Below are 18,495 nucleotides of genomic sequence, written 5' to 3' on the forward strand. Positions count from 1 at the left end.
CGACCCAGGGTGGTGCAAAAGGTAACGTAAGCGTCGGCCCGCTCCGGCCCCAGGCCCAGTGCTGGCGGGCGCCACAATCCCTGGCATGGGCTTTGCCTTGGCAGATTGGATACAAAAATCCAGGAAGCCAGCCTATGCCGCTCTCCGCCCTGTCCCGTTCCACCGCCCTGAGCGCCGAAGAAGAGGCCTATCGCCATCTGCTGCAGGCCATCTGCGCCGGGCACTATCGCAATGGCGAACGGCTGATCGCCGAGGACATCGCCACCACCCTGGGCATGAGTCGCATGCCGGTGCGCAGCGCCTTCCAGCGCCTCGCCGCCGAGGGCCTGGTAATCCTCCGGCCGCATCGCGGCGCGGTGGTCAGCGGCCTGGACCTGGAGGACATGCGCGAGGTGTTCGAGATGCGCAGCGCCCTCGAAGGCCTGGCCATCCGCCTGGCCACGCCCCATGTCGGCCCCCGCGAGATGACCCGCCTGGAGCGTCTGCTGGAAGACCTGGACGACGAGCAGGAACCCGGCGCCTGGGTCGCCCAGCACCGCGCCTTCCATGAATACCTGTGCAGCCTGGCCGGTCGGCCGCGGCTGCTGCGCCAGATCAATGGCCTCTATGCCCTGATCGAACCGCACATGCAGCTCTGGCTACACGTCGATCGCCCCCAGTCGGCCCGCGACGAGCACGCGCCCATCCTCGCCGCCCTGCGCGCCGGGGATGCCGTCGAAGCCGAGCGGGTGTTGCGCGAGCACATCGAGGGCACGGTGCCCGACCTGCTGACCTTTATCGAACGATCGGGCGACCAGACCCGAAGTGCGCCCCCGCGCTGAGCCATCCGCCCTGCCCACCCCCGTCCTTCCGGAGAAGACCATGACCCGCCACCGGCTTTCCTGCAGTCTGCTCGCCCTGACCCTCGTCGCCGGCTTCACCCAGGCCGCCCCCCAGATCCCCGAGCGCCTGGCCAAGGCGTCCAAGATCACCTATTGCGGCGCCCTCGATACCCCGCCGATCGGCTTCTTCGACGAAGCGCAGAAGCCCAAGGGCCTCACCGTCGACCTCGGCGCCGAAATCGCCAAGCGCCTCGGCGACAAGAAGGTCGACTGGCGCGTGGTGCCCTTCTCCGGCCTGATTCCGGCGCTGCTGGCCGGCCAGTGCGACCTGCTGATCGACCAGCTGTTCGACAAGCCCGAACGCCGCCAGGTGATCGACATCGTCAACTACATGTACTCCAGCCAGGCGGTGGTGGTGCCGGCGGGCAACAAGGCCGGCATCCACACCCTGGACGACCTCGCCGGCAAGAAGGTGGCGGTGCTCAATGGCTCCACCATCCGCACCCTGCTCGACGCCCACAACGAGGAGCTGAAGAAGGCCGGCAAGGCGCCCATGAAGCTGGTGGCCTACAACAGCGATACCGACGCCTTCCAGGCCCTGCGCCTGGGCCAGACCGACGCCTACGGCACCACGGTGGAAACCGCCGCCTACTACCAGGGCGTGGCGCCTGGCCAGTTCGAGACCGGCGTGCCGGCCTTCGCCCGCATTCTCACCGGGATCGGCGTGCGCAAGGACGACAGCCAGCTCAGCAGCGCCCTCACCCAGATCCTCGCCGACATGAAGGCCGATGGCAGCTACGCCACCCTCATGGCCAAGTGGCACCTGGAAGGCGACAAGCTCGATTAAGGGAAGGCCACGATGAACTTCAGCTGGGATGTGTTCTGGCAGTACCTGCTGCACCCGAGCGACGTCTACCTCTACGGCCTGGGGCTGACCTGCGTCATCGCCGTCGGCGCCATGCTGCTGGGCTGCGCGCTCGGCCTGCTGGCGGCGCTGGCACGGCTGTCGCGCTACCGGGCGCTGCAATACCCGGTGCGCTGCTATGTCTGGCTGATGCGCGGCACGCCGCTGCTGGTGCAGATCGTCTTCCTCTACACCGCCCTGGCGGCCGGCGGCATCTTCCGTTTCGAGGACCTGGACCTGGGCTTCCTGGTGATCCCGGGCAACATCCAGGCCGCCATCATCGCCCTGGGCCTCAACGAAGGCGCCTACATGGCCGAGATCATCCGCGCCGGCATCGGCGCGGTGGATCGTGGCCAGTACGAGGCGGCCCGCTCCCTGGGCATGACGCCGGCCAAGCTGATGCGGCGGATCGTGCTGCCCCAGGCGCTACGGGTGATCATTCCGCCGCTCGGCAACGAGTTCAACGTGATGCTCAAGAACACCACCCTGGTCAGCGTCATCGGGGTGCAGGAGCTGCTGCTCAGCACCCAGATGATCACCTCGGCGACCTTCCGCGTCTTCGAGCTGTACCTGGTGGTGGCCATCTACTTCCTGGTCCTGACCACCCTCTGGGGCTTCTTCCAAGCCTGGCTGGAGCGGCGCTTCGGCAAGGCCGACGGTCAGCGACCCACCGCCACCGGCCGGCTGTTCAGCCTGCAGGGCTTCAAGCTACGGGGACGCTAGCCATGACGACCACGCAAGAACCCGTGATCCAGGCCCTGGAGGTGCACAAGGCCTTCGGCGAGCTGGAGATCCTCAAGGGCGTGAGCCTGGAGGTGCGCCGCGGCGAGGTGGTGGTGCTGATCGGCGCCTCCGGCTCGGGCAAGACCACCTTCATTCGCTGCCTCAACCACCTGGAGGACATCCAGGGCGGCACCATCCGCGTCAACGGCGAGCTGATGGGCTTTCGCGAGCGTGCCGATGGATCGAGGGTCAGGGACTCCGAGCGCAACATCGCCCGCCGCCGCCGCGACATCGGCATGGTGTTCCAGAGGTTCAACCTCTTCCCGCACATGACGGTGCTGGAAAACATCGTCGAGGCGCCCATCCAGGTGCTCGGCGTGGCGCGCGCTGCCGCCGTGGAACAGGCGCGCGCCCTGCTCGCCCGGGTGCGGCTGTCCGACAAGGCCGAGCACTATCCGGCGCAACTCTCCGGCGGCCAGCAGCAGCGCGTGGCCATCGCCCGCGCGCTGGCGATGAAACCCCAGGCCATGCTGTTCGACGAACCCACCAGCGCCCTCGACCCGGAAACCGTGGGCGAGGTGCTGCAGGTGATGAAGGAGCTGGCCGAGGACGGCATGACCATGGTGGTGGTGACCCACGAGATGGGCTTCGCCCGCGAGGTGGCCGATCGCGTGGTGGTGTTGCACCAGGGCGAGCTGATCGAGGAAGGCCCGCCGGCCCAGGTGTTCGGCAACCCCACCCATCCACGCACCCGCGAATTCCTCAGCCGCGTGCTCTAGACCGGAGACCTCCATGGCCGTTCGTCCCCTGCTGGCCGCCCTCGCCCTCTGCCTGACGCCCCTGACCCAGGCGGCCGAGTCCGAGGTGCGTTTCTACAACTGGTCGGACTACATAGGTCCGGACACCCTCAAGCAGTTCACCGAGGCCAGCGGCGTCCAGGTGCGCTACGACGTCTTCGACACCAACGAGATGCTCGAAGCCAAGCTGCTGTCCGGCCATTCCGGCTATGACCTGGTGGTGCCGTCCAACCAGTTCCTCACCAAGCAGATCAAGGCGGGCGCCTACCAGCCGCTGGATCGCGGCCAGCTGTCCAACTGGCCGCATTTGGATCCACGGCTCATGCAGCGCCTGGAAGCGGCCGATCCCGGCAATCGCTACGCCGTGCCCTACCTCTGGGGCACCGTGGGCATCGGCTACAACGCCGCCAAGGTCCGCGCCGCCCTGGGCGATGGCGCCCCGGTGGATTCCTGGGACCTGCTGTTCAAGCCGGAGAACCTGGCCAAGCTCAAGGGCTGCGGCGTGGCCCTGCTCGATGCGCCGCAAAAGGTCTTTGCCCAGACCCTGCACTACCTGGGCCTGGACCCCAACAGCCAGAATCCCGAGGACTACCGCAAGGCCTCCGCGTTGCTGCAGCAGCTCAAGCCGTCGGTGACCTATTTCAGCTCCAGCAAGTACATCACCGATCTGGCCAACGGCGACGTCTGCGTGGCCATGGGCTATTCGGGCGACGTCCTGCAGGCCCAGAGCCGCGCCAGGGAAGCCGGCAAGACCAGCGACGTGCGCTACGTGATCCCCAGGGAAGGCGCCAATCTCTGGTTCGACATGCTCGCCATCCCCAAGGACGCCAGGAACCCCAAGGGTGCCCTGGCGCTGATCGACTACCTGCTGCGCCCCGAGGTGATCGCCCCGGTCAGCGACTACGTCGGCTACGCCAACCCAAACCGCGACGCCACCGCCCTGCTCGATGCCAAGGTGCGCGACAACCCGGGCATCTACCCGAGCGCGGCCATCGCCGAGCGCCTCTACGTCTCCGCCGATCTGCCGCCGCAGATCCAGCGGCTGATGACCCGCGAGTGGACCCGCATCAAGACCGGACAATGACCTCGAAGAGCCTGCCATGCTGAATTTCTCTGCCCACGACTACCCCTACGCCTCGCAACGCCAGAGCGTCTTCGCCCGCAATGGCATGGTCGCCACCTCCCAGCCGCTGGCCGCCGAAGCCGGCATCACCATGCTGCGCCAGGGTGGCAACGCCATCGACGCGGCCATCGCCACCGCCGCCGCCCTGACCGTGGTGGAGCCTACCGGCAATGCCATCGGCGGCGACGCCTTCGCCCTGGTCTGGGTCAAGGACCAGCTGCACGGCCTGGACGCCAGCGGCCATGCCCCGGCCAGCCTCGACATCGCCACGGTCAAGGCCGCCGGCCACGAGCGCATTCCGGTGCACGGCTGGCTGCCGGTCACGGTTCCGGGTTGCCCTGCGGCCTGGGCCGAGCTGTCGCGCCGCTTCGGCAAGCTGCCCTTCGCCAGCCTGTTCGAGCCTGCCATCGCCCTGGCCCGCGACGGCTTTCCGGTGTCGCCGGTGGTCGCCCACCAGTGGCGCATCGCCCAGGCCGAATACCAGGCCAGCCGGGACCAGGCGCCTGAGCTGGAAGCCTGGTTCGACACCTTCCTCATCGACGGCCAGGCACCGGTCGCCGGCCAGCTGTTTCGCAACCCGGCCCAGGCCCGCACCCTAGAGGAACTGGCGCAGACCCGCTGCGAAAGCTTCTACCGGGGCGCCCTTGCCCAGCGCCTGGCCGCCCACGCCGCCGCCAGTGGCGGCCACCTGACCGCGGCGGACCTGGCCGGCTACCAGCCGCGCTGGGTGGAACCGATCAAGGTCGACTACCGTGGCTACCAGGTGTGGGAGATCCCGCCGAGTGGCCAGGGCCTGATCGCCCTGATGACCCTGAACATCCTCAAGGGCTATGACTTCGACCAGCGCGACAGCCAGCTCACCTGGCACCGCCAGCTGGAGGCCATGAAGAAGGCCTATGCCGACGGCCTGCACTACATCACCGATCCCGAGCACATGAGGGTCGCCGCCAGCGTGCTGCTGGACGATGCCTATGCCGACCGCCGCCGCGCCGAGATCACCGACCAGGCCCAGCCGCCGCTGCATGGCGATCCCCAGGCCAGCGGCACCGTCTACATCGCCACCGCCGATGGCGAGGGCAACATGGTGTCCTTCATCCAGAGCGCCTACCACGGCTTCGGCTCCGGCGTGGTACTGCCCGACAGCGGCATCGGTCTGCAGAATCGTGGCTCGGAATTCAGCCTGGATGCCGGCCACGCCAACGCCCTGGCGCCGGGCAAGCAGACCTTCCACACCATCATCCCGGGCTTCCTGAGCAAGGGTGACGTGCCCATCGGCCCCTTTGGCGTCATGGGTGGCTACATGCAGCCCCAGGGTCATGTGCAGATGGTGATGAACCTGGTGGACTTCGGCCTCAATCCCCAGGCGGCGCTGGACGCCCCGCGCTGGCAGTGGCTGGGGGAGATGAAGGTCGGCATCGAACAGGCGGCTTCCCGCGCCCTGGCCAGCGGCCTGGCGCGGCGCGGTCACCAGATCGAGATCGCCCACGACTCCACCGACTTCGGTCGCGGCCAGATCATCGTCCGCGATCCGGAAACCGGCGTACTCTGCGGCGGCACCGAGCCACGCGCGGATTCCCATATCGCGGTCTGCTGACCGCCGGGATAGCCCGCCCAGGTCCGGGCGGGCTTGCCGTCAGAGCGCGATCCCAGCCGCCTTGGCACGGGCGGCGTGCAGCTTGCGATAGCTGTCGATCAGCCGCAGGTGCTTGTCGAGGCCTTCCAGCCTTAGGCTGGTGGGCGTCAGGCCAGGAAAGCGCACCTCACCCGAGACCGAACCCAGGGCGGCGTCCAGGCGCTCATTGCCGAACATCCGGCGGAAGTTGACCGCGAAATCGGCCAGTTCCAGTTCGTCGTCCATCTCGACTTCCAGCACCGCATTGAGCGCCTGGTAGAACAGGCCACGCTCCAGGGTGTTGTCGTTGAATTGCAGGAAGTTCTCCACCTCTTCCTTGGCCTCTTCGAATTGCCGCAGCGCCAGGTGGATGAGCAGCTTTAGCTCCAGCACGGTCAGCTGGCCCCAGACGGTGTTCTCGTCGAATTCGATGCCGATCAGGGTGGCGATACGGGTGTAGTCGTCCACCTGGGTGTCGTCGAGGCGTTCGAGCAGGGATTCCAGGGCCGCATCGTCCAGCTGGTGCAGCCTGAGGATGTCCTCGCGCACCGCCAGCGCCTTGTTGGTGTTGTCCCAGATCAGGTCCTCGACCGGATAGATCTCCGAATAGCCCGGCACCAGGATACGGCAGGCCGGCGCGCCCAGTTCCTCGTACACCGCCATGTAGGCTTCCAGATCTCGCTCGGCAAGGATGCCGAACAGGGTGGCGGCCTCCTGGGCGGTGGCATCTTCGCCCTCGTGGGAGAAATCCCAGTCGACGAAGTCGTGGTCGGCCCTGGCGCTGAAGAAGCGCCAGGAGACCAGGCCGCTGGAATCGATGAAATGCTCGACGAAGTTGTTCGGCTCCATCAGCGCCTGGCTCTCGAAGGTCGGCTGCGGCAGGTCGTTGAGACCCTCGAAGCTGCGGCCCTGCAGCAGCTCGGTAAGGCTGCGCTCCAGGGCGATCTCCAGGCGCGGATGAGCGCCGAAGGAGGCGAACACCCCGCCGGTGCGCGGATTCATCAGGGTCACGCACATCACCGGGAATTCGCCGCCCAGGGAGGCGTCCTTGACCAGCACCGGAAAGCCCTGGGCCTCCAGGCCGCGGATGCCGTCGACGATGGCCGGATAGCGGGCCAGCACCGCTTCGGGTACGTCGGGCAACGCCAGTTCGCCTTCGAGGATCTGGCGCTTCACCGCCCGCTCGAAGATTTCCGACAGGCACTGCACCTGGGCTTCGGCCAGGGTGTTGCCAGCGCTCATGCCGTTGCTGAGGTAGAGGTTCTCGATCAGGTTCGAGGGAAAGTACACCACCTCGCCGTCGGACTGGCGCACGAAGGGCAGCGCGCAGATGCCCCGCGCCACGTTGCCGGAATTGGTGTCGTGCAGGTGCGAGGCGCGCAGTTCGCCTTCCGGATCATAGATCTTGCGGCAATGGCGATCGAGGATCTCCCGCGGCAGCGCATCCTTGGGGCCCGGCTGGAACCAGCGCTCGTCGGGGTGATGGACGAAGGCCGCGTTGCCGATGGTCTCGCCCCAATACTGGTCGTTGTAGAAGAAGTTGCAGTTGAGGCGTTCGATGAATTCGCCCAGCGCCGAGGCCAGGGCCGCTTCCTTGGTCGCGCCCTTGCCGTTGGTGAAGCACAGCGCCGACTGCACGTCGCGCAGGTGCAGCGACCAGACGTTGGGCACGATGTTGCGCCAGGAGGCGATCTCCACCTTCATGCCCAGGTCAGCGAGGATGCCCGAGAGCCTGGCGATGGTCTCTTCCAGCGGCCGGTCCTTGCCGGGAATGTAGGTCTGGCGGGTGGTATCGCTGGGCAGCAGCAGGGCCTGGGCATCGGCGTCCAGGCTCTCCACCGCCTCGATGATGAAGTCGGGACCGGCCTGCACCGCCTTCTTCACCGTGCAGCGGTCGATGGATCGGAGGATGCCCTGGCGATCCTTGTCGGAGAGATCCGCGGGCAGCTCGACCTGGATCTTGAAGGTCTGCTTGTAGCGATTCTCCGGGTCGACGATGTTGCTCTGCGCCAGGCGGATGTTGTCGGTGGGGATGCCGCGAGTCTGGCAATAGAGCTTGACGAAATAGGCCGCGCAGAGCGCCGAGGACGCCAGGAAATAGTCGAAGGGTCCCGGGGCCGAGCCGTCGCCCTTGTAGCGGATGGGCTGATCGGCGATCACCGAGAAGTCGTCGAACTTGGCCTCGAGCCTCAGGTTGTCGAGAAAATTGACCTTGATTTCCATGCACAGCATTCCGGTTTGGAGACAGATTGGCCGCCATTATCCGGACAAAGGGCCGAGGGTGATACGCAGGCTGTCGTCTCGTGGTCGGCGGACCTGGTCTCTGCCCCCGCTAGTCCAGCGCAAAGGCCCCGTCCGGATAGCGCGCGCAGAGGAAATCGACGAAGGCCCTGACCTTGGGGCTCTGCAATCGCCGCGAGGTGTGCAGCACCCAGAGTTCGGTCTCACCGGCCAGGGTGCCCCAGCACCTGAGCGCGCCCTCGTCCAGCGGGCGTTGGACCAGTGACAGCGGCAACAGCGCCGCGCCCGCTTCAGCGAGCACGGCCTCGCGGATCGTCAGCAGCGAGGTCAGCTGCAACACCGGCTGGGGCAGGAAGCGCGTCCCGTCTTCCGCCAGCGTCCAGACCTCGCCGTCGCGATGGCCGGACATGACCACCGCCGGCAGGGGTACAGGTTCGGCAGCGGACGCACGTGGGCGCTCAAGGCCGGGGGCCGCCACCAGCACCCTGCGATCGCGGGCGAAGCAGCGCCCCACCAGACGGCTGTCGGCCGCCGGATTGATGCGGATGGCCAGGTCGAAATGTTCCTCCACCAGATCGGCCAGGCGATCCTCGGCCACTGCCTCGATCAGGATCTCCGGGTACTGGCGGCGAAAATCCGCGCTCAGGCGTCCCAGCGCCACCTGGGAAAACAGCAGCGGCGCCGCGATGCGCAACCGCCCGCGCGGCACCGCCACCCCCTCCTGCACCGCCGCCAGCGCCTCCTGCAATTCGCGCAGCGGCCCCTGGGTCCGGGCCGCCAGGTCGGCACCGGCCGGCGTCAGGACGAGGCTGCGGCCACCGCGCTCGATCAGCCTGACGCCCAGGGCGACTTCCAGTTCGGCCAGTCGCCGCGACAGGCTGGCCTTGGGTCGACCACTGGCGCGACTGGCCTTGCCGATGCCGCCGTGGGTAGCGATGAGCTGGAAGTCGACGAGCAGGCGAAGTCCATTTAGCTGTCTCATATCTGGAACGGTGGGTCTCTATCTTAGCGACTATTGGTGATCCGCGAGACGACTTAAGGTGGCTCTACCCCTCACCCACCTGGAGTTACCGACATGACCATCCTCGTCACTGGCGCCACCGGCCGCGTAGGCCGCCACCTCGTTCAGCAGCTCGTGCAGCGCGATGCCAAGGTGCGGGTGCTGACCCGCAATCCGGCCAGCGCCGATTTTCCCGCCTCTGTCGAAGTCATGCCGGGCGACCTGCTCGATCTCGCCGCCCTGCGCCGCGCCTTCGCCGGCGTTTCCACCCTCTTCCTGCTGAACGCCGTGACCGGCGACGAATTCACCCAGGCGCTCATCACCCTCAACATCGCCCGGGAGAGCGGTGTCGAGCGGGTCGTCTACCTCTCGGTCTTCGGCGCCGACAGCGCGGTCAACGTGCCGCACTTCGCGGTGAAATTCGGCGGTGAACGCATGCTTGCGGCCATGGGCTTCGGCGCCACCGTCCTGCGGCCCACCTACTTCATCGACAACGAAGCCAGGCTCAGGGACGTCATCCTGCAGCACGGGATCTACCCCATGCCCCTCGGCAGCAAGGGCCTGGCCATGGTCGACACCCGGGACATCGCCGAGGTCGCCGCCCTCGAACTCATCCGCCGCGACCAGGCGCCGGGCAGACTGCCCAGCGAGACCCTCAACCTGGTCGGCCCGGACATCCTCACCGGCGCAGGCGCCGCGGCGATCTGGAGCGAGCTGCTGGGGCGCCCCATCCACTACGCCGGCGACGATCCGCGCGGCTTCGAGCAGAACATGGCGACCTTCATGCCGGCCTGGATGGCCTACGAGATGAGGCTCATGGCCGAGCGCTATGTCAGCGACGGCATGCTGCCCGAGCCCGGCGACCGCGAACGGCTGGTCCGGCTGCTGGGGCGCCCGCTGCATGGTTATAGCGACTTCGCCAAGGCGCTGATCGGCTGAACGCCTCCGCTCTAGCCGTCTGAACGACGCCCGGAGTCGGTACTTTGCGCGAGCGGCAGTGTCCCATCCTGAGGACAGCGCCCTCATGTAGCGCACCTCAACCGCCCGGGCGCAGCCGGATACCGCGGCTGCCCGCACGCCTTGCCAGGAGTCCGCCATGTGTGGCCGCTTTGCCCAGTATCGCTATGCCCTCGACTACCTGGACGCCCTCGGCGCCGGCGTCTCGGACGTCCGCACCGGCCTGGAACCCCGCGCCCTGGGGCGCTACAACGTGGCGCCCGGCACCCGGGTTCAGCTGCTCCACCAGCAGGCCGATGGCCTGCACCTGGATCCGGTGCGCTGGGGCTACCAGCCCGCCTGGGCGCGCCAGGCCAAGCGCCCACCGGTGATCAATGCCCGCGTCGAGACGGCGGCCAGCAGCCGGATGTTTCGCGGCCTCTGGCAAAAAGGCCGTGCCCTGGTGATCGCCGATGGCTGGTACGAATGGAAGAAGGATCCCGCCGATCCCAAGCTCAAGCAGCCCTACTTCATCCGGCTGAAATCCGGCGAGCCGCTGTTCTTCGCCGCCATCGGCCACTTCCGTCCGGCCGACCAGGCAGCCCAGGACGATGACGGCTTCGTCATCATCACGGCTGCCTCCGACGCCGGCATGGTCGACATCCACGACCGCCGCCCGCTGGTCCTGCCACCCGCCGTGGCGCGCGAATGGCTGGACCCCGAGCTGCCCCTGGAACGCGCCAGCGAGATCGGCGAGGTCGAGGGCACGCCGGTGGACGCCTTCGACTGGTACCCGGTGGGCAAGGCCGTGGGCAGCGTGAAGAACGATGGACCCGAGTTGCTGGAGCGGATCGCCGAGCCGCTGGTATGAATCAGGCGTCGGGCCCGATCCTCTAGGCCGGCACCGGTATCGCACTCCCCTCCCGCTGCCGCGCCAGGTCGCGATAGCCGGCGGCCGGATGGTTCTCTGGCAGCCGCGGGCCGGCGCTGCCGAGCTTCTCGCGCAGCGTGCCCAGCTGATAGGCGCGCTTGTAGACCCCGCGCCGCTGCAGCTCCGGCACCAGCAATTCCACCACGTCGGCAAAGGTCTCGTGGGTCACCGCATAGGCGAGGTTGAAGCCATCCACGTCGGTCTCCTCGACCCAGCTCTGCAACTCGTCCGCCACGGTCGCCGGGCTGCCTACCAGCAGCGGTCCGAAGCCGCCGATGCCGACCCAGTCGGCCAGTTCCTGCACCGTCCATTGCTTGCCGGCATCGGCGGTGGAGAAGGCCTCCACGGCGGACTGGATGGCATTGGTGTGCAGGTGCTTGAGGACCTGGTCCGGGCGGTAGGCGGCAAAGTCGATACCGGTCCAGCCGGAGATCAGCGTCAGGGCGCCTTCGTAGCTCACGTAGCCCCTGTAGTCCTGCCACTTCGCCCGCGCCTGGGCATCGGTCTCGCCGACGATGATCGTTTGCAGATTGAAGATCAGCACCCGGCGCGGATCGCGACCGGCCTCGGCGGCCCGGCGGCGGATGTCGGCCACGGTTTTCTTCAGCACCGTCTTGGACGGGGCGGCGACGAAGACGCATTCGGCGTGCTCGGCGGCGAACTGTCGGCCACGGCTGCTGGCGCCGGCCTGGTAGAGCACGGGCGTGCGCTGCGGCGAGGGTTCGCAGAGGTGATAGCCGGGCACCTGGAAGTGCCGGCCGTGGTGGCCGATGGGATGCACCTTGGCCGGATCGGTGAAGCGCCCGGAGGCGCGGTCACGCAGCACCGCGCCCTCTTCCCAGCTGCCTTCCAGCAGCTTGTAGACCACCTGCAGGTATTCCTCGGCGTAGTCGTAGCGCGCATCGTGGTCGGCCTGGGCGGATTGGCCGAGGTTGCGCGCGCCGCTTTCCAGGTAGGAGGTGACGATGTTCCAGCCGATGCGCCCCCGGGTCAGGTGATCCAGTGTGGAAAGCCGCCGGGCGAAGGGATAGGGATGCTCGAAGCTCAGGGAGGCGGTGAGGCCGAAACCCAGGTGACGGGTCACCGCCGCCATGGGGGTGATCAGCGCCAGGGGATCGTTGACCGGCACCTGGGTGGCCTCGCGCAGGGTCGCCGCCGGGCCGCCGCCGTAGACGTCGTAGAGGCCGAGCACATCGGCGATGAACAGGCCGTCGAACAGCCCGCGTTCGAGCAGTTGCGCCAGCTCCGTCCAGTACTCGAGGTCCTTGTACTCCCAGGAGCGGTCGCGCGGATGGCGCCACAGTCCGGGCGACTGGTGGGCCACGCAATTCATGTCGAAGGCATTGAGGCGGATTTCGCGGGACATGGGGACTCCTAGCGCGACGCGTCGCGGCGCCGTGCCAATTGGTTGAGGGTCAGCACCAGCAGGATCAGCAGCCCGGTGGCCACCTGTTGCCAGTAGAAATTCCAGCCCACCAGCAGCAGGCCGTTGGCGGCCACCGCCAGCAGCAGCACGCCTAGCAGGCTGCCGGGGACGTTGGGCCGGCCGTGGCGATTGAGGCTGGCGCCGATGAAGACGGCGCCGATGCCGTTGATGAGGTACGCATTGCCCGAGAGCGGCACATAGGCATCGATGCGCAGCGCCAGCAGGATGCCGGCGACCGCCGCCGCCAAGGCCGTGGCCAGGCAGGTCCAGAGCGCCAGGCGGCGCAGCGCCAACCCCGAATGACGCGCTACCAGCGGCTGGCTGCCCAGGGCCAGCAGGGCGCGACCCAGGCGTCCGCGCGCCAGTACCACCCCGTAGAGTAGTGCCAGCAGCGCCACCGCCCAGACCGCCGCCGGTGCGCCCAGCCAGCTGCTCGCGGGGGGTCGGAATTCGGGTTTGAGGTAGAGCGGCAGGCCGCCCTCGGACAGCAGCTGTTGCAGGCTGGTACCGATGAACAGCACGCCCAGGCTGGCCAGGAACGGCGACAGCCCCACACCGGCCACCAGCAAGGCGTTGGCCAGCCCCACCAGCAAGCCCAGCCCCACCCCGCCGGCGAGCGCCACGGCGAGCGGCCAACCGGCGTTGAGCAAGGCGATGCAACCGAAGGCCGCCAGATCCAGGGCGATGCCCACCGAAAGATCGATGCCGCCCGCGGCGATGGCGTAGGTCAACCCCAGGGCCACCAGCGCCGGGACCAGGCCATTGTTCAGCAACAGGCTGAGCAGGTTGCCCTGACTAAGAAAGCCGGGAGCGGCCAGGGCGAAGACCACCACCAGCGCCAGGAACAGCAGCGGCAATGCCAGGCGCAGACCGGACCGGCCGAGGGCAAGGTTCGCGTTCATCGGCGGCTCTCCTGGCGCAGGCTGGCCGCGGCCACCACCAGCAGGATCAGCACACCCTGGACGCCATTGACCAGGAAGCTGCTCACCCCGAGCAACTGGAAGCCATTGCCGAGCATGCCCACCAGCAGCGCCGCCAGCAGGGTGCCGCCGACGCTGGGTTGCGCGCGCCAGGAGAACACCGTGCCGAGAAAGGCGATGGCCACCACCGGCAGCAGCAGCTCGCCCGAACCCGGGGTACTGCCGCTGAACCAGGCGACCGACAGCAGCGCTGCCAGGCCCGCACAACCGCCGGCCAGCAGATAGCTGGAAAACACCAGCCCGCGCACCGGCAGACCCGCGGCGCGGGCCGCCTCGGGATGATCGCCCACCGCCGCCAGGCGCAGCCCATAGGGGGTGCGCTGCAGCAGCACCGCCAGCGCCAGAGCGGTCAGCAGCAGCACCCAACCCGCGGCCGGTATCCCCAGCCAGCTGCCGAGGCCCAGGAGATCCAGCCAGGGCGCGCTGGCCGGCAGCACGGTATTTTCGCTCAGCACCAGTTCCAGACCGGCCACCACGTTGAGACTGGCCAGGGTGGCCAGCAGCGGCGGCAGGCCCAGCAGGGTCACCGTCAGGCCGTTGAGCGCTCCGACCAGCAGCCCGCAGACCAGGGTCAGGCCGATGGCCAGTGGCGCACCGTAGCCGGCGTTGACCAGGGTCGCGTGCAGCGCCGCGCAGAGTCCGAGATTGGCCGCCAGCGAGAGGTCCAGGCCACCGGCGAGCACGTTGCCCCCGCCGCCGACGATCACCAGGGTCAGGCCCAAGGCGAGAATGCCGGGAATGGCGGCCTGGGCCAGGATGTTGGCCAGATTGCCTGACCCGAGAAAGCCCGGCGCGCGCCAGGCGAACAGGGCCGCGATCACCGCGAAGGCCAGCAGCGCGCCATGGCGCCAGAGGTCCGGGCGCCAGGTCGGGACCGGGATCGACAACCGCTCAGGACGCGAGGCCAAGATCCGCCCTCCGCTGCTGTCTGGCGGGCCATTCGCTGGCTCCGGTGGCGGCCGCCAGGAGCTCCTCCGCCGTCGATTCGGCCGCCGGGCGTGCCGGCAGCAGGCGGCCGCGATGCATCACGTGAATACGGTCGCAGAGATTGAGCAGTTCGGGCAGATCCACCGACAGGATCAGCACGCCGGCGCCCTGCTCCACCAGCCGGGCGACCTGGCGATAGAGTTCGGCGCGGGCGGCGAGATCGATGCCCACGCTGGGTTCGTCGAGCAGATAGAGTCGCGCGTCCCGGGCCAGCCATTTGCCCAGGGCGACCTTCTGCTGGTTGCCGCCACTCAGGTGCCGCACCGGGGTATCCAGGTCCGGGGTGCGGATGTCCAGCGCCTGGCGGAACCCATGGGCGGCGCGACGCTCGGCCCCTGGCAAGCGCAGCCCGTAGCGGCTGAAGCGCTCCAGGGCCGCCAGGGTGAGGTTCTCGGTCACGGTGAGATCCAGGGCCACGCCCTGCTGGCGGCGATTCTCCGGCAACAGCGCCAGACCCGCCCGCACCGCCGCGCGGGGACTGGCGAAACGGTGCGGGCGACCGTCCAGCAGCATTTCGCCCTCGGCTACCGGCAACAGGCCGAACAGTGTCTTGAGCAGCTCCTTGGCGCCCGAGCCCACCAGGCCGGCGACCCCGACCACCTCGCCGCGGCGCACCTGCAGGTCGACCTCGGCGAAGGCGCCCGGACGGCCCAGCCTGCGGGTCTCCAGCAACACCTCGCCCGGTGCCGCCTGGGCCTTGGGATAGGCCTCGCCCAGCTCCCGGTTGATCATCAACCGCGCCATGGCCGCTGCCGGCGTCACGCTGGGCGTCACCTCCGCCACCACCCGGCCGCCGCGCAGTACCGTGGCGCGATCGCAGAGGCGCTCGACCTCCTGCAGGTAGTGGGACACATAGAGCAGGGCCAGCCCCTGGTCGCGCAACTGGCGCAGCAGGCTCAGCAGGCGCTCCACCTCGCCATGGGCCAGGGCCACCGTGGGTTCGTCGAGCACCAGCACCTTGGGCGTGCCGAGCAGCGCCCGGCTGATCTGCAGCAGCTGCTGTTCGGCGCTGCTCAGCTCCGCCACCCGGGTTCGCGCGCGGCAGTCCAGGCCGAAGCGCTCGGCCAGCAACCGCTCCGCCGCCCGTTCCTGCCCACGGCGATCCAGCAGCGGGCCAAGGCGTCGCTCCTGACCGAAGAACAGCGCCTCGGCCAGGGTGAAATTGGGCGGCAGCAGCCGCTCCTGGTGGATGATGGATACCCCGCGCCGCGCCAGCTCGCGCGGCCCCGCGCCGAGCAGCGACTGGCCGTCCAGGCGCAGCGCGCCGGCATCCGGTGTCACCAGGCCGCCGAGCACCTTGATCAGGGTGGACTTGCCGGCACCGTTCTCGCCGATCAGCCCGTGGATCTCGCCGGCCCTGAGGGTCAGGTCCACGCCGTCCAGCGCCTGGGTGGCGCCATAACGCCGGGAGATGCCCTGCAGCTCGAGGATCGCCCTGCTCATGGATCACCTCGCAGCGCCGCGACCTGATTCAGGTTGGCAGGGGTGGTGAGCAGGGTCGCCACATGGGTCTCCTTGGGCAGATCGCGCGCACCGGCCAGATACCGGGCGACGTTCTGCACCGCGGTCCGGCCCATCAGCGCCGGTTGCTGGGCGACCACCGCGCCGACCGGACTGTCGCCGCGCTTGAGCAACTCCAGCACCTCGGGGGTACCGTCGACGCCATAGGTCTTGATCTCGGTCCGACCGGCTTCGATCAGCGCCTGGCTGGCACCGAGCTGGGGAATGTCCCAGGCCGACCAGATGGCGGCGATCTGGCCCTTGGGATACTTGTTGAGCAGCGCCGCGATCTGGCCACGGGCGTCCTGCACGGTGTTGGGAATCACGTCGCGCAACTCGGGCTGGATGATCTTCAGTCCCGGATGGGCGTCGAGCACCTTGCGCAGCTCGGCGTAGCGGATGGCGCAGACCGGCACGCCCTGGAAGCCGTTGAACACCAGGATGTCGCCCTTGCCGCCGGTGTCCTTCGCCAGTTGCTCGGCCAGCTCCCGCCCGGCGGCGGCGTTGTCCGAGGTGGTGTTGTTGAGGCTGTACTGGGACGGCGCATCGATGGTGAACAGCGGGATGCCGGCCGCCTGGATGCGGCGCAGCCAGGGGTCTATCACGCTCAGGGTGCCCAGGGTCTGGATCACCGCGTCCGGCTTCTGGGTCACCAGGGTCTGCAGCTGGGTCACCAGATTCTTGTCGTTGCGACCGGCGTCCAGGGTGATGGGCGTGCCGCCCAGCCGCTTGACCTCTTCCACCTGGGCCTGGAAGGCCTTGAGATCGAAATAGTGGCTGGTGCCGGTCATGCTGATGGCGATGCGCTTGCCGGCCAGCGACGGGATCTCGTCGGCAGCCGCCAGCGCGGCCGTGGCCAGCAGCGGCACCAGCAGGAGGGAACGAAGCAGTGTACGCAGTGACATGGCAGTCCTTTTCTAGTCGGTGATCGTCAGGTGATACTCGCCCAGCAGGCGCCGGAGGTCGCGAACGCTCGGCCCGGGCTGACGGGGCGCCGGGGCGTCCGTCAGCCATTCGCGCTGGAGTTCGGCGGCGAGCTGGCGGGCGTGGTCGGTGGCCAGGCGCAGCTGGAGCTGGCGTACCGGTGCGTCCTCGCTGCGGTGCGGACGCTGCAGAGCGCGCGCGGCGGCCAGGCGCACCTGGAGGTCACCCACCGCGGCGATCACCAGCGGATCGCGGGCGCGAACGTCCTGGGCCAGTGCCTCGCGCAGGTGCGCGAGCACCTGTTCGGCGAAGGCGAGTTCGGCGTGGATGGCAGGGGCGAGATCGGTCATGGCATCAGTTCCAGGCGTGACGAGGCGGCTCGACGCCGTTGAGCAGGTTGTTGCCGATCAGGTGGTATTTCCAGCGCACCGGATCGTGCAGGGTATGGGTACGCGCATTGCGCCAGTGGCGGTCATGGCCGAAGCGGGCCGAGACGCTGCGGGTGCCGCCCAGTTCGCAGAGGCGATTGGCGGCGGCCAGGGCGATCTCGGTGGAGGCGACCTTGGCCTGCCCCACAACCACCGAGGCTTCGGCGACGCTGGCCGCGGAGGGCGCCGCCAGTGCCCGGTCGACGGCAGCGCCGGCGTCTTCCAGCAAGGCCTCGGCGGCGGCCAGCCGCCAGCTCAGGTCGCCGATCAGCGCCTGGCTCAGCGGATCCTGCCAGCCGTGCTCGAGCCCGCTGTCGGTCCAGGGCCGCGCCAGCCGGGCAGCGGCCAGGCTGGCGGCGAAGGCGCCGCGAGCGATGCCGACATCCACCGCCGCCTGGATGATCTGGGATACCGGGCCGTCCGCCGTCGGCCGTTCGAAGGCCTTCCAGGCCGGCAGCACCGCGCTGCGCCGGACACTGACGCCTTTGAGCTGCACCCGGCCGCTGGCGGTGGTGCGCTGGCCGAAGCCGTCCCAGTCGTCGATCACCGTCAGGCCACCGGCATCGCGCGGGACCAGGGCGAGATGGGCCAAGCCCTCCTCGTCCAGCGCGACCGTGGGGACCACATGGGCGAACAGCGCGCCGGTGCAATAGGCCTTCTCGCCATCGATCCAGGCGGTGTCCCCGGTGAAGCGGATGCGCGTCTCGAACTGGGTGACGGTCTTGCTGCGCGCCTCTGAGAAGGCATTGCCGAAGCGATAGCCCTGGAGCACCAGGCCGAGGTAGTGGCGCTGCTGATCCGGACTGCCGGTCAGCAGCAGGTTGTTGACCACGCCCAGGTGGTTCTGCGGCAGCTGCCCCAGGGAGGGATCGGCCGCGGAGATACGGGCGATGACTTCGGCGACGGTGCCGAATCCCACCCCGGCGCCGCCGAACGACCGCGGCACGGTGATGGCCCAGAGTCCACTGGCCGAGAAGCGCTCGATCTCGGCCCAGGGCAGGCGGCGCTCCTGATCACGACTGAGCGCATCGCGGGCGAAATCCTCCGCCAGGGCCGCCGCGGCATCGAGGGCCTCGGCGGCGTCGCGCAAGCGCGTGGCAGGACGTTCGGGGACAGCACGGGGGACGGTATTGAGCGAGGTGGCGACGACCATGCAGGGACT

The 18,495-nt window shown here is 68.7% G+C and carries 17 protein-coding genes; 8 read left to right on the top strand and 9 right to left on the bottom strand.

What is annotated here, in order from left to right:
- The first annotated feature begins 134 nt into the window (after positions 1–134).
- The 6 genes from QE393_RS09640 to QE393_RS09665 are packed head-to-tail and all read left to right on the top strand — an operon-like array spanning position 135 to position 5,962.
- On the top strand, positions 135–821 hold the full coding sequence (locus tag QE393_RS09640) for a GntR family transcriptional regulator (RefSeq protein WP_273806264.1): 687 nt from the start codon (positions 135–137) through the stop codon (positions 819–821).
- Positions 822–861: 40 nt separating this feature from the next.
- Entirely contained in the window at positions 862–1,668 is an 807-nt protein-coding gene (locus QE393_RS09645; RefSeq protein WP_017641252.1) for an ABC transporter substrate-binding protein, read from the top strand.
- A gap of 12 nt (positions 1,669–1,680) precedes the next feature.
- A complete protein-coding gene (locus tag QE393_RS09650) occupies positions 1,681–2,448 on the top strand; it encodes an amino acid ABC transporter permease (RefSeq protein ID WP_059232198.1) in 768 nt (255 codons plus the stop codon).
- A gap of 2 nt (positions 2,449–2,450) precedes the next feature.
- The gene (locus QE393_RS09655) at positions 2,451–3,227 is read left to right on the top strand and encodes an amino acid ABC transporter ATP-binding protein (protein ID WP_273806263.1); all 777 of its coding nucleotides are present in this window, start codon (positions 2,451–2,453) and stop codon (positions 3,225–3,227) included.
- A 13-nt stretch (positions 3,228–3,240) separates the two neighbouring features.
- Positions 3,241–4,329, top strand: coding sequence for a polyamine ABC transporter substrate-binding protein (locus tag QE393_RS09660; protein WP_310043198.1), 1,089 nt, complete (start codon positions 3,241–3,243; stop codon positions 4,327–4,329).
- A gap of 16 nt (positions 4,330–4,345) precedes the next feature.
- The gene (locus tag QE393_RS09665) at positions 4,346–5,962 is read left to right on the top strand and encodes a gamma-glutamyltransferase family protein (protein ID WP_273806261.1); all 1,617 of its coding nucleotides are present in this window, start codon (positions 4,346–4,348) and stop codon (positions 5,960–5,962) included.
- Positions 5,963–6,001: 39 nt separating this feature from the next.
- Here the strand turns inward: QE393_RS09665 and QE393_RS09670 are convergent, their stop codons facing one another.
- On the bottom strand, positions 6,002–8,203 hold the full coding sequence (locus QE393_RS09670; RefSeq protein WP_273806260.1) for an OsmC domain/YcaO domain-containing protein: 2,202 nt from the start codon (positions 8,201–8,203) through the stop codon (positions 6,002–6,004).
- Between the two features lie 109 nt (positions 8,204–8,312).
- A complete protein-coding gene (locus tag QE393_RS09675) occupies positions 8,313–9,203 on the bottom strand; it encodes a LysR family transcriptional regulator (protein WP_310043201.1) in 891 nt (296 codons plus the stop codon).
- 93 nt (positions 9,204–9,296) lie between these two features.
- Here QE393_RS09675 and QE393_RS09680 point away from each other — a divergent pair, with 93 nt between their 5' ends.
- Positions 9,297–10,160, top strand: a complete 864-nt coding sequence (locus QE393_RS09680; protein WP_273806258.1) for an SDR family oxidoreductase — start codon at positions 9,297–9,299, stop codon at positions 10,158–10,160.
- A gap of 157 nt (positions 10,161–10,317) precedes the next feature.
- Complete coding sequence (locus QE393_RS09685) at positions 10,318–11,028, top strand: SOS response-associated peptidase family protein (RefSeq protein ID WP_273806257.1); 711 nt, start codon at positions 10,318–10,320, stop codon at positions 11,026–11,028.
- 22 nt (positions 11,029–11,050) lie between these two features.
- On the opposite strand, the gene QE393_RS09690 is transcribed toward QE393_RS09685, so the two are convergent.
- Genes QE393_RS09690 through QE393_RS09720 form a run of 7 tightly spaced genes read right to left on the bottom strand, consistent with a single transcriptional unit; the run spans position 11,051 to position 18,486 of the window.
- Entirely contained in the window at positions 11,051–12,454 is a 1,404-nt protein-coding gene (locus QE393_RS09690; RefSeq protein ID WP_310043202.1) for an LLM class flavin-dependent oxidoreductase, read from the bottom strand.
- An 8-nt stretch (positions 12,455–12,462) separates the two neighbouring features.
- Positions 12,463–13,416, bottom strand: coding sequence for an ABC transporter permease subunit (locus tag QE393_RS09695; RefSeq protein ID WP_273806255.1), 954 nt, complete (start codon positions 13,414–13,416; stop codon positions 12,463–12,465).
- Positions 13,413–14,402, bottom strand: a complete 990-nt coding sequence (locus QE393_RS09700; RefSeq protein ID WP_273806254.1) for an ABC transporter permease — start codon at positions 14,400–14,402, stop codon at positions 13,413–13,415. The genes QE393_RS09695 and QE393_RS09700 overlap by 4 nt, the downstream gene beginning before the upstream one ends.
- Positions 14,386–15,924, bottom strand: coding sequence for a sugar ABC transporter ATP-binding protein (locus QE393_RS09705; RefSeq protein ID WP_310043205.1), 1,539 nt, complete (start codon positions 15,922–15,924; stop codon positions 14,386–14,388). Before QE393_RS09705 ends, QE393_RS09700 begins: the two co-directional genes overlap by 17 nt.
- Positions 15,921–16,886: a sugar ABC transporter substrate-binding protein gene (locus QE393_RS09710; protein ID WP_273806253.1), complete on the bottom strand. Its 966-nt coding sequence runs from the start codon at positions 16,884–16,886 to the stop codon at positions 15,921–15,923. Before QE393_RS09710 ends, QE393_RS09705 begins: the two co-directional genes overlap by 4 nt.
- A gap of 12 nt (positions 16,887–16,898) precedes the next feature.
- Complete coding sequence (locus tag QE393_RS09715) at positions 16,899–17,255, bottom strand: hypothetical protein (RefSeq protein ID WP_273806252.1); 357 nt, start codon at positions 17,253–17,255, stop codon at positions 16,899–16,901.
- 4 nt (positions 17,256–17,259) lie between these two features.
- Positions 17,260–18,486, bottom strand: coding sequence for an SfnB family sulfur acquisition oxidoreductase (locus tag QE393_RS09720; protein ID WP_273806251.1), 1,227 nt, complete (start codon positions 18,484–18,486; stop codon positions 17,260–17,262).
- Positions 18,487–18,495: the final 9 nt, after the last annotated feature.

The organism is Pseudomonas sp. SORGH_AS_0211, from assembly GCF_031453455.1.
Taxonomy (GTDB): domain Bacteria; phylum Pseudomonadota; class Gammaproteobacteria; order Pseudomonadales; family Pseudomonadaceae; genus Chryseomonas; species Chryseomonas aestiva.

Excerpts from the sequence above, each read along its gene's own strand:
- QE393_RS09640 (WP_273806264.1), top strand. The coding sequence starts at position 135 with ATGCCGCTCTCCGCCCTGTCCCGTTCCACCGCCCTGAGCGCCGAAGAA.
- QE393_RS09645 (WP_017641252.1), top strand. The coding sequence starts at position 862 with ATGACCCGCCACCGGCTTTCCTGCAGTCTGCTCGCCCTGACCCTCGTC.
- QE393_RS09650 (WP_059232198.1), top strand. The coding sequence starts at position 1,681 with ATGAACTTCAGCTGGGATGTGTTCTGGCAGTACCTGCTGCACCCGAGC.
- QE393_RS09655 (WP_273806263.1), top strand. The coding sequence starts at position 2,451 with ATGACGACCACGCAAGAACCCGTGATCCAGGCCCTGGAGGTGCACAAG.
- QE393_RS09660 (WP_310043198.1), top strand. The coding sequence starts at position 3,241 with ATGGCCGTTCGTCCCCTGCTGGCCGCCCTCGCCCTCTGCCTGACGCCC.
- QE393_RS09665 (WP_273806261.1), top strand. The coding sequence starts at position 4,346 with ATGCTGAATTTCTCTGCCCACGACTACCCCTACGCCTCGCAACGCCAG.
- QE393_RS09670 (WP_273806260.1), bottom strand. The coding sequence starts at position 8,203 with ATGGAAATCAAGGTCAATTTTCTCGACAACCTGAGGCTCGAGGCCAAG.
- QE393_RS09675 (WP_310043201.1), bottom strand. The coding sequence starts at position 9,203 with ATGAGACAGCTAAATGGACTTCGCCTGCTCGTCGACTTCCAGCTCATC.
- QE393_RS09680 (WP_273806258.1), top strand. The coding sequence starts at position 9,297 with ATGACCATCCTCGTCACTGGCGCCACCGGCCGCGTAGGCCGCCACCTC.
- QE393_RS09685 (WP_273806257.1), top strand. The coding sequence starts at position 10,318 with ATGTGTGGCCGCTTTGCCCAGTATCGCTATGCCCTCGACTACCTGGAC.
- QE393_RS09690 (WP_310043202.1), bottom strand. The coding sequence starts at position 12,454 with ATGTCCCGCGAAATCCGCCTCAATGCCTTCGACATGAATTGCGTGGCC.
- QE393_RS09695 (WP_273806255.1), bottom strand. The coding sequence starts at position 13,416 with ATGAACGCGAACCTTGCCCTCGGCCGGTCCGGTCTGCGCCTGGCATTG.
- QE393_RS09705 (WP_310043205.1), bottom strand. The coding sequence starts at position 15,924 with ATGAGCAGGGCGATCCTCGAGCTGCAGGGCATCTCCCGGCGTTATGGC.
- QE393_RS09710 (WP_273806253.1), bottom strand. The coding sequence starts at position 16,886 with ATGTCACTGCGTACACTGCTTCGTTCCCTCCTGCTGGTGCCGCTGCTG.
- QE393_RS09715 (WP_273806252.1), bottom strand. The coding sequence starts at position 17,255 with ATGACCGATCTCGCCCCTGCCATCCACGCCGAACTCGCCTTCGCCGAA.
- QE393_RS09720 (WP_273806251.1), bottom strand. The coding sequence starts at position 18,486 with ATGGTCGTCGCCACCTCGCTCAATACCGTCCCCCGTGCTGTCCCCGAA.